This window comes from Arthrobacter sp. Dra40 (assembly GCF_059091905.1).
In genome coordinates, this window is the sequence record NZ_JBNHHB010000199.1 from 1 (window position 1) to 9,432 (window position 9,432).

Annotated in this window: 9 protein-coding genes; 7 read left to right on the top strand and 2 right to left on the bottom strand. The window is 66.2% G+C overall.

Annotation, left to right across the window (positions count from 1 at the left end; translation table 11 throughout):
• Nucleotides 1-725: amino acid ABC transporter ATP-binding protein (locus AC5RWT_RS30895; RefSeq protein WP_494083547.1), on the top strand; the 725-nt coding region annotated here is incomplete at its 5' end.
• 154 nt (nucleotides 726-879) lie between these two features.
• Here the strand turns inward: AC5RWT_RS30895 and AC5RWT_RS30900 are convergent.
• Nucleotides 880-1,551, bottom strand: coding sequence for a DNA alkylation repair protein (locus AC5RWT_RS30900; protein WP_494083548.1), 672 nt, complete (start codon nucleotides 1,549-1,551; stop codon nucleotides 880-882).
• 522 nt (nucleotides 1,552-2,073) lie between these two features.
• Here AC5RWT_RS30900 and AC5RWT_RS30905 point away from each other — a divergent pair.
• On the top strand, nucleotides 2,074-2,208 hold the full coding sequence (locus AC5RWT_RS30905; RefSeq protein ID WP_493969580.1) for a hypothetical protein: 135 nt from the start codon (nucleotides 2,074-2,076) through the stop codon (nucleotides 2,206-2,208).
• 5 nt (nucleotides 2,209-2,213) lie between these two features.
• Nucleotides 2,214-3,356 carry a N(5)-(carboxyethyl)ornithine synthase gene (locus AC5RWT_RS30910; protein ID WP_494083549.1) on the top strand — a complete coding sequence of 381 codons (1,143 nt, stop codon included), beginning with the start codon at nucleotides 2,214-2,216 and terminating at the stop codon, nucleotides 3,354-3,356.
• A gap of 69 nt (nucleotides 3,357-3,425) precedes the next feature.
• Here the strand turns inward: AC5RWT_RS30910 and AC5RWT_RS30915 are convergent, their stop codons facing one another.
• Nucleotides 3,426-4,394 carry a nuclease-related domain-containing protein gene (locus tag AC5RWT_RS30915; RefSeq protein ID WP_494083550.1) on the bottom strand — a complete coding sequence of 323 codons (969 nt, stop codon included), beginning with the start codon at nucleotides 4,392-4,394 and terminating at the stop codon, nucleotides 3,426-3,428.
• Nucleotides 4,395-4,553: 159 nt separating this feature from the next.
• Here AC5RWT_RS30915 and AC5RWT_RS30920 point away from each other — a divergent pair, with 159 nt between their 5' ends.
• The 4 genes from AC5RWT_RS30920 to betT form a co-directional block, all read left to right on the top strand.
• Nucleotides 4,554-4,952: a hypothetical protein gene (locus tag AC5RWT_RS30920; RefSeq protein ID WP_494083551.1), complete on the top strand. Its 399-nt coding sequence runs from the start codon at nucleotides 4,554-4,556 to the stop codon at nucleotides 4,950-4,952.
• Nucleotides 4,949-6,934: an alpha/beta hydrolase gene (locus AC5RWT_RS30925; RefSeq protein WP_494083552.1), complete on the top strand. Its 1,986-nt coding sequence runs from the start codon at nucleotides 4,949-4,951 to the stop codon at nucleotides 6,932-6,934. Before AC5RWT_RS30920 ends, AC5RWT_RS30925 begins: the two co-directional genes overlap by 4 nt.
• A gap of 2 nt (nucleotides 6,935-6,936) precedes the next feature.
• Nucleotides 6,937-7,557 (top strand): hypothetical protein, encoded by a 621-nt coding sequence (locus AC5RWT_RS30930; RefSeq protein WP_494083553.1) that lies wholly within the window; start codon nucleotides 6,937-6,939, stop codon nucleotides 7,555-7,557.
• A gap of 294 nt (nucleotides 7,558-7,851) precedes the next feature.
• The coding region (gene betT / locus AC5RWT_RS30935; protein ID WP_494083554.1) for a choline BCCT transporter BetT at nucleotides 7,852-9,432 on the top strand (1,581 nt) is incomplete at its 3' end.

The following is a 9,432-nucleotide window of genomic DNA, read 5'->3' on the forward strand; positions in this document are numbered from 1 at the left end:
CCTTTGGCGCCCACCAAGTGCTCACCGGCGTCGACTTCACCGTCGCCGCCGGCGAGGTCAGCTGCATCGTCGGGCCCTCCGGCTCGGGCAAGTCCACCTTCCTTCGCTGCCTGAATGCGCTGGAAGGGTATGACGACGGCACGCTACTGGTCCATGGGCGGCACGTCGGGTACGAATACCGCGATGGACGCTATTACGAGTGGACCCCCAAGCAGTTCGCCGCGTTCCGCTCCCGCATAGGCATGGTGTTCCAGCGGTTCAACCTCTTCGGACACCTGTCTGCCGAGGAAAACGTCGCCTGTGCACTGACCGAGGTCCGTGGCGTCTCCAAGTCCGCGGCCCGCACCCGGGCCCTGGCTGAACTGGCGAAGGTGGGCCTGGCCGACCATTCGCAGAAACGCCCGCACCAGCTTTCCGGCGGACAGCAACAGCGCGTGGCGATTGCCCGCGCGCTGGCCATGGACCCCGAAATCATGCTCTTCGACGAACCCACTTCCGCGCTGGATCCGGAGTTGGTCGAGGAAGTCCTTGAGGCGATGAAATCACTCGCCCGGGCAGGCATGACGATGGTGGTGGTCACCCACGAGATGGGTTTCGCCCGTGAAGTTGCTGATACCGTTCATTTCTTCGACGTCGGAACCATCGTCGAATCCGGGGCGCCGGCCGATGTGCTCGCCAACCCGCAGATGGAGAGGACGAAGGCGTTTTTGGCGAAGGTGCTGTAGACGAGGGGGCCGGCCTTGAGGCTCCGCCTAGGACCCGCTGAAGCGGCAGCGATTCGGTGCGGGTTTCCGCAACGGCGTCGCTGACGAGCGCTCAGGCCTTCGCCTGCCTGCTCACCTCAGGGCGCCGGGGACCTTGCCGCCCCCGCGGCCGGTCTCAGGCGTTCGCCTGCCTGCTGACCATTTCGTTGATCCAGATGGGCGCGTACGGGGACGTGCAGTTCGGCGGCGTCGGGTAGTCCTTGAGCACTTCAAGGTGTTCACCGATGTCGATTGCGCGGCTGCGGTACTCGGCGTGCTCGATCCCGATCTGAGCCAGCGTGTGGTTCATCGCCCACTGCAGGCGGTCCGGTGCTTCCTTCATCTCCGCCTCGACGGTGTCCAGCAACCCGGCGAGGTCCAGTCCCTCGGGATTCTTCGCCACCCGTTCGGTGGTCAGAGCCCAACCGGCGCTGGCCACCACCGGATCAGCGTCCTCGGTCCAGGCCACGCGTAGCTCTTCGGCGTGCGGGCTCTTCTTGACCACGTAGTTCACCAGCCAGTCATGCACCTTGGGGGCACGCGACTCGCGCAGCATGGAGTCGAGCTCGTCGCGTTCGAAGGCCTTGGGCCGGCAGATCAGCAGGGCCAGCAGCCGGGCGGCCGTCTCGCCCGTTGCCCAGAGCTTCCGCGCAAGATCCTGCTGGGTTTTCAACCGCTTGGCAACCGCCCGCAGCTTGCCCAGATTCACGCCGTGGTCGTCGCCGCGCTTCTCGTTCGCCTCGCGCGTCTTCGGATCCTCAAGCGTAGCCAGCTCGGCCATCACCTCGGCCACCGTCGTCTCCGACATCCACCCTCCCGGTTGCTCACGTCTGAGATCCAGCGTACTGGGGGTTCTGGCCGAGGCCTGCACGCCCTCATGTCGGGCCCTGGTGCGTGGTGACCGAGGCCTGCACGCCCTCGTGCCGGACCCAGGTGCGTTGGAGGCCGAGGCCTGAAAGCGCTCGTGCCGGGCCATGGTGCGTTGGTGGCCGAGGCCTGAAAGCGCTCGTGCCGAGCCCTGACGCGTTGGTGTCCGAGGCCTGCACTCCCTCGTGCCAGGCCAACGCTCACAGGGCGCAAATCCACCGGCGTCGAAAGCGGCCTATATCCGCCCGGGTTGTGACTTTATCCGCCGGTTTCGGCGTTTTCGGCCGCTTTCGACGTTTTAGGCCGCTTTCGAAAGGAACGCACTCGAGCCCAGCGGCAACTGCACAAGTCGAAAGCCGATAAAGCACCTGCCTGACGTCCAATGGCGTATGGTCAGGAGTACGGAGCAAATTGTTGCTCCCGTTAAAGCGCAGCATTCTTTGCTGGCGCTGAGGAGGCATTCATGGCCGACAAATCTCCCCGACAGACCGCATCGAAGAAGTCGGGCAAGTCCATCAAGGAAAAGCGCAGCGACAAGAAGGCCAAGGCCGCCGGCGCTGCATCGTCCGAGACCCTGACCTCCATCAAGAAGCGCTGAGCCTCTTGAATCTGCTGTCGCTTGGAGTCCTGGCGACGACGCGGAAGCCCGATGAGCGCAGGCTGGCCATCCACCCTGCGCACATCGAGCGCCTCGACGCCGACCTCCGCGAGCGGATCATCCTTGAAGAGGGCTACGGCGAGCGCTTTGGCGTTTCGGACGCGCACCTGGAACAACTGGTGGGACGTATCGCATCGCGCAAGGAGCTCATTGAAGCGGCCGATGTGGTGCTGTTGCCGAAGCCCCTGCCGGAAGACCTGGCAGAACTCCGTGACGGCCAAATCCTCTGGGGCTGGCCGCATTGCGTTCAAGACCGCGCCATTACCCAGTTGGCCATCGACAAGCGGCTGACCCTGATCGCCTTCGAAGCCATGAACCATTGGGCTGCGGACGGCAGGTTCGCGCTCCACGTCTTCCATAAGAACAACGAGATGGCCGGCTACTGCTCGGTGCTGCATGCGCTGGAACTGGCAGGATCGACCGGCGACTACGGCCGCCCGCTCACCGCCGTCGTCATTGGTTTCGGCGCCACCGCCCGCGGCGCAGTCACGGCCTTGAACGCGCACGGTGTCCACGACGTCCAGGTCCTGACCAACCGTGCAGCGGCCGCCGTCGGATCCCCGATCCACTCGGCGCGCATCACCCAGTTCGACCACGACGCTACTGCCCCGCATCTCAGCCACGTCATCACCGACGAAGGACGGATGCCGCTGGCCCCGTTCCTCGCTGAGCGGGACATCGTGGTCAACTGCACGTTGCAGGACCCCAACAACCCGCTGATTTACCTGGACGAAGCGGATCTGGACGGCTTCCGGCCGGGCAGCCTGATTGTCGATGTCTCCTGCGACGAAGGCATGGGCTTCAGTTGGGCCAAGATGACGACCTTTGCCGAGCCCACCTTCGAGGTCGGTGACCACGTGAGCTACTACGCGGTGGATCACACGCCGTCGTACCTGTGGAATTCCGCGACCTGGGAAATCAGCACCGCCCTGATCCCGTTCCTGCGCACGGTGATGAGCGGACCCGGCAGCTGGGACGACGACGACACGGTCAGCCGTGCCATCGAAATCCGCGACGGCGTCATCGCCAACCCGGCCATCCTCGCCTTCCAGAACCGTTCGGCGGAGTACCCGCACCTGCCCGCCTAACAGCTGGCATTGGGCAGATTATTTGGCGCAGCGCAGTAAGGGGACTTTGGGCTCCTGCACGCGCCAGGATCAGCGACCCCGCCGCCTGCCGGCGGTTTGGCGGGCGCCGGTTCCTGCCGGTTTTTGCATGGCCAGCAGCTTTGCCAGCGCGTAGCGGTTGACCGTTCCCGCCTTCTGCCCCTGCAGCAGCCAGTGGCCGATCATGTCGACGCCAGCCTGCACGCCGGTGATGGGGATGCCTGTCGGTGAGATCTGATGACCCGGTGTGAACGTGATCGGGCCCGGCGCGTTCGCATGGGCGATGACATGGCAGGCGACCTCGGCCGCAACCTTGGCCGTGCGCGGATGGGTCTGAACAACGTCCATGTGAATGGTCCGCCGCCTGAACCCGCGCGGGTGGACGGAGGCCAGCGTCTCACGGTCGATCCACTGGTATTGCCCGGGTTTCCAAAACTTGGAGTCAATATAGACCACTCGATCCCCGTTGACGACGGCGTGGTCAATGTCCGCCACGTGGCTGCCCGGAAACTTGAGTCCGTGGAAAATCCGGGTCCCGGGGATGGCCAGCAGTGTTTCCAGCGCCTGCGCCGTCCACCGCTCGCCTTCTGCGCCTTTGGCGATGTCTTCCCGTCGAAACCGGGACCATCCGCCCGACAGCGCCGCGCCGCCTTGACCGAAGACCTGTTGCCGGGCAACCGTTTTTGACGCGGCCTTGCCCCAATGCCGGCCAATCGCACGAAGACAGAGGAAACAGGCTACCGCCAGGACGACGGCGACCGGCAACTGAGGGGGAGCATCGCCTAACGCGGCTCTCGGCATCGTGCCGGCAATACTCAGCGTCAGTCCTAAGCCACTCAACAGCAGGATCAGACTAACCACGACGCGAAGTGTGTTGTAGCTGCGACCCAGGCGCTCCGCGGCGGGCCCAGGCTGGTTCCGCCACGACAGCTGGCCTGGATCGAATTCCATGAACGGCGAATACAAAGCTTCTGGCCCCGTCGGCTGTCGGGCGGCCCGCAACTGTTCCGGACGTTCCATGCTGTTACCTCCTTACACGTTTCAGCAGGGGCCCCAGTATGTCCCCACCCCGCGGCGGGGACCATAGGGTCCACGCCCTGAAGCTGCTACGAGTCCCAAATCGATAAACCATGGGTAGTCGTCCCCATTCACTTGCGCGCCGCGGCATGCAACAGTGTGGTGAAAACGGTTAAGCAGAAGGGCGGCGGGATGGGCAGCTGGCGGATTAATCCGAGGCAGCTCCATATGGTTCTGGTGGATGTGGCCGCGGACGGCCAGTCGCTGGACAAGGCGGCAGGCGATACAGCGGCGGCAGGCGACGAGGCGGCGTCGTTGTTTGGCAGCGCTGCGGATGTGGCCGACGCGTTCACGGGGTTCTGGGCGCCGCGCCGGGACGTGGGCCAGCGCATCGCGGGCCTCATGTACAACAAGTCCAGCGTGGTCGCCGAGACCGCCGAGCTGTTCGTCGAGGCGGACGGGCGGATGTCCGGTGCCGCAGCAGAACTCGCCGAGTCCTTGAACTCCGGAGACGCCCCGATCCTCTCGGCGCGCGGCTTCGGTCCGGTGCCGCAGCCGTGACCGTCCGGCTGGGCAGCGTCCCGGAGATCAACGTTCCCTGGGACCAGCTCGGCGACGCGGTCCAGGAAATGTCCCTGCGCGCCACGTCCGCGGCAAACTACCTGGCCGATGCCAATGCTGCGTGGGCCGGGCTGAGCGTTGCTTATCAGCAACCGGACACCGAGCTGGAGGTCCATTCCGCCCTGAACGAGCTGGAGGGCCCCTCCCGGGATTGGACTGCGGCGTTGGCCGCTGCCAGGGAAGCCGTCACAACCTTCGTCTCCTCGGGCCGGGCACTGCAGGCAGAGGCCGAAGAACTCGCGGCCGCACGGCCCGGTCTATCCAGGGAACTGGTCGGCAGCGGGTCGCAGGAGGACCACGAGGCAGACCAAGCGGAGCAGCGGGCAGAGGCCTTCAACACGCGCATCAGCACCCTGCGGGCGGAGTGGCAGACGCTAACCACGGAAACCGCCGCCGCGCTCCGTGCGCTCAGCGGCGGAACCATCGACGCGCTGCCGCCCACGCCGCTGCTCACCGCTGCCGCCGCAATTCCGGCAGCGCCGCCGTGGGCCAGCTTCACCAGCGGACTCGACGAGCGGTTCGGGCCGCTGACGCCCCAGTCGTACCTGCCCTCGCTGGCCGGCCTCAGCGACGAGGAGCTGCGCGTCTGGGCCGAAGCCAACCCCGAAGGTGCCGCCGTCCTTGCCGCCAACAAGCTGCCCGCGTGGCGGATCCCGGGCTCCCCCGAGGCCGTCATGGCAAAGGCGATGACCGGCGACGCTGCCCTGACCAAGGGCGGAATCGCCGGGATCCGCAACGCCTGGCTCAACCTGCACCCCTCCGACCAGGAGCGGCTGCTGCTGCTCTACCCGGCCGTGTTCGGCAGCCTGAACGGCGTTCCCTTCGCCGGCCGAATCAGGGCCAACACCGTCACCGCCGCCGGCTACCGCGAGACAGTGGCGGTCCGGCAGGCACAGCTGGGGCCAGAGCCCGAGCTCAACGACTACCTCGCGGCCGCCCGAAACCAGCACGGCAACCCGCGGATGGTCTACCAACAGGCCTACCGGCAGTACACCGCCGACCTCGAGACGTGGCAGTCCGAACACGACCGGCTGGCAACGCTCAAGACGGGACTGGACTACGCCGTCGGCCATCACGCGCAAGTTGTCATGGTCAGTCTGGACGGCGACGGCCGGATCGTCACCATGAACGGCACGCTCACGCCGGACACCACGACCGTGGCCGCGCTGGTCCCGGGAACCGGCGCGGACCTGGGCCAACTGGAGGCCTACTCAGTCAGGCTGGACGCGGTGAATGGCGAACCGGCCACCGGCACGGTCTCCTTCTACTGGCAGGGAACCGACCTGCCGGATGAGGTCCCCGACAACATCACCACCTCGTTTAACGAACAGGGCGGACCCCTGCTGGCTGCCTTCGACCACGCGCTCGACCTGGAAACCACGGCCGCCGCCCGCACCACCTACCTCGGCTACAGCGCCGGCGGTTCTCTGCTGGGCACCGCCGAACGCGAAGGCCTGGACTCCACCAACATCGTCTACGTCGCCCCGGCCGGCACCGGGCACAACGTCGGCAGCCCGGCGGACACCGCCAACCCCGACGCGAACCGCTACTGGCTGCAGACCCGCGACGACCCGATCACGGCCGCGCAGATCCTTGGCGGCGGCTATCACGGGCCGTCCTTTTGGCGTGGCGGCAGCCCCACGGCCATGGATCCGGTCCGGCTGGAAACCGGTTTCCTCAAACCCGAGGACCCCGCCTCGCTGATGGACGGGCACACGGACTACTTCTGGCCGGGCTCCACGTCAGCGGCGAACATCCAGGGCGTCATCGAGGGCACCAGCGTCAGCCCGTTCGTCGAGAATGAGATCCACCAGACCTACTCCCCCTATGGCCCGCTCATCACCAATCCGCTCGAACAGAACCCCGAAGAGTACGCCTATGGGAACCTTGAAACCGTGACGGTCGAAAGTCTGGAGAAGTGAACATGCGGGCCCACAGTCCCAACGTCCCTGCAGCTCACCACCGCAACGTACGACGGCGGCGCGGCGGCTTCGCTGCCACCCTCACCGCCGCTGCCGCCCTGGCCATCACCACCCTAGGAGGCTGCGCCATGCCGCAGGAGAACCCAGCTACGGCTACCTCGCAGGACTACGGCCGCCAGCTCGAGCAGGTGCTGCCGCAGGCAATGGCCGAGGTTTCCTCCGCCGCCGACTTGAAGGTGGACCTGCTGCGCGAACAAAGCTGCCTGCGCCCCGAGGATGAACAGCCGCAGACCCAAACTGCCTGGATCGCCCGCGCCACCGGCAAGGTCGCCGACACCGACCAGGCCAACGCAGCCCTTGACGCCGCCGCCGGCTACCTGAGCGGCCACGGCTGGGAGCAAAAGAACGAGGCGACCGCCCAGGCCGGCGACGTCCGGACCCTCTACTTCCGCAACGGCGAGCTCGGCGCCACCGCCGCCCACCACGTTGCCGGCGGCGTCAACGCCGTCGTCCTCTCCTTCAGCAGCCCCTGCCTGGACCACCCGGAAGACCACCGGATGATCCGCTCCGAGCAGGATCCGGACTTTGGGATGACCAGCCAGTACTACGACGACGGTGCTTGACGAGGGCTCTAGAGCACGGGAGACCGGACAGCACGGCCCGCACCCGCACTGAACCAAAAAGTGCGTGCCTATGGGGGTGCCGAACCACACCTAGGCGCCCGTAAACAGAACACGCGGTGCGGGCGGTGTGACCTTCGTTGCTTAACCGGGTAACCTTGCTCACTTACTTCATGTGCTATACGCGCGCAGACGGGTTACTTCCTGCTCTTGCTAGCGTCGAGAGTTGCCCTCACCCGGCGAAGACAACAGCGAGACCGCGACCAGCACTCCTACGATGCGAGGTACGAGACCGATATGAGTACGCCGCCCGAGACCGGCGAGCCCACGCTCGACGAAGAAGACAGCAAGCGCCCGACGCCGGCGCCCGGAGCCGCCCCACCGGAGTCTCCACCCGGCACCGCTGCCGCCCCCGAGCCGCAGACGCGGGTCAACAAGACCGTGTTTATCGGCTCCGCGGCAGGTGTCCTCGCCATCGCGCTGTGGGCCATCCTGGACCGGGAATCGGCCGACGCGGTGATCGGAACCGCCGTTGCCTGGGTGGGCCAGACCTTCGGCTGGTGGTACTCGCTGATCGTCGTCGCGGTCCTTGCCTTCGTCCTCTTCGTGGCCGTCTCCCGGGTGGGCAGGACCCGGCTGGGACCGGACCATTCGCGCCCCACCTTCAACATCTTCACTTGGACCGCCATGCTCTTCGCCGCGGGCATCGGCATCGACCTGATGTTCTTCTCCGTAGCGGAGCCGGTGACCCAGTACCTGGCACCGCCCACGGGCGACGGTTCCACGGTCGAGGCCGCCCGGCAGGCCGTGGTCTGGACCTTGTTCCACTACGGCATCCTGGGCTGGGGCCTCTACGCGCTCATGGGGCTGGCCCTGGGCTACTTCGCGTTCCGGCACAACCTGCCGCTGAGCATCCGATCGGCGCTCTACCCGATCCTCGGGAAGCGGATCCACGGGCCGGTGGGCCACGCCGTCGATATTGCGGCCATGCTAGGCACCATCTTCGGCATTGCCACCAGCCTGGGCATCGGCGTCGCACAGCTCAACTATGGCCTGAGCTTCCAGTTCGGCATCCCGGAGAACACGGTCGTGCAGATCGCCCTCATCGCCGTCGCCGTGCTAATGGCGACCATTTCTGTACTCACCGGGATCGAAAAGGGCATCCGCCGGCTGTCCGAACTTAACGTCATCCTGGCGATCGCCCTGATGGTCTTCATCATGGTCACCGGCTCCACCCGGTTCCTGCTGGACGGGATCGTGACCAACATCGGCGACACGCTCTCCCGCTTCCCGTCGATGGCCCTGGACACGTTCGCCTACGACCGGCCCGACGACTGGCTCAACGGCTGGACGCTGTTCTTCTGGGCCTGGTGGATTGCGTGGGCGCCCTTCGTTGGCCTGTTCCTGGCACGCATCTCGCGGGGACGCACGCTGCGGGAGTTCGTCGTCGGGGTGCTGGTGGTGCCGTTCGCGTTCATCCTGCTGTGGATCTCCATCTTCGGCAACAGCGCCCTGGAGATCGTGATGAGCGGCAACACTGCTTTTGGCGAGGTGGCCATGAGCCAGCCGGAGCGCGCCTTCTACGGGCTGCTGGAGCAGTACCCGATGGCCCCGCTCAGCGCCGCGATTGCCACCTTCACCGGTCTGCTGTTCTACGTCACCAGCGCCGATTCGGGCGCCCTGGTCATGAGCAACTTCACCTCCTACCTCAAGGACGCCGATTCGGACGGGCCCAAGTGGCTGCGCGTCTTCTGGTCCGTCGCGACCGGCCTGCTGACCCTGGCGATGCTGCTGGTGGGCGGGGTGCCCACGCTGCAGAGCGCCACCGTCATCATGGGCCTGCCGTTCTCGGTGGTCCTGGTCTTCATCATGTTGGGC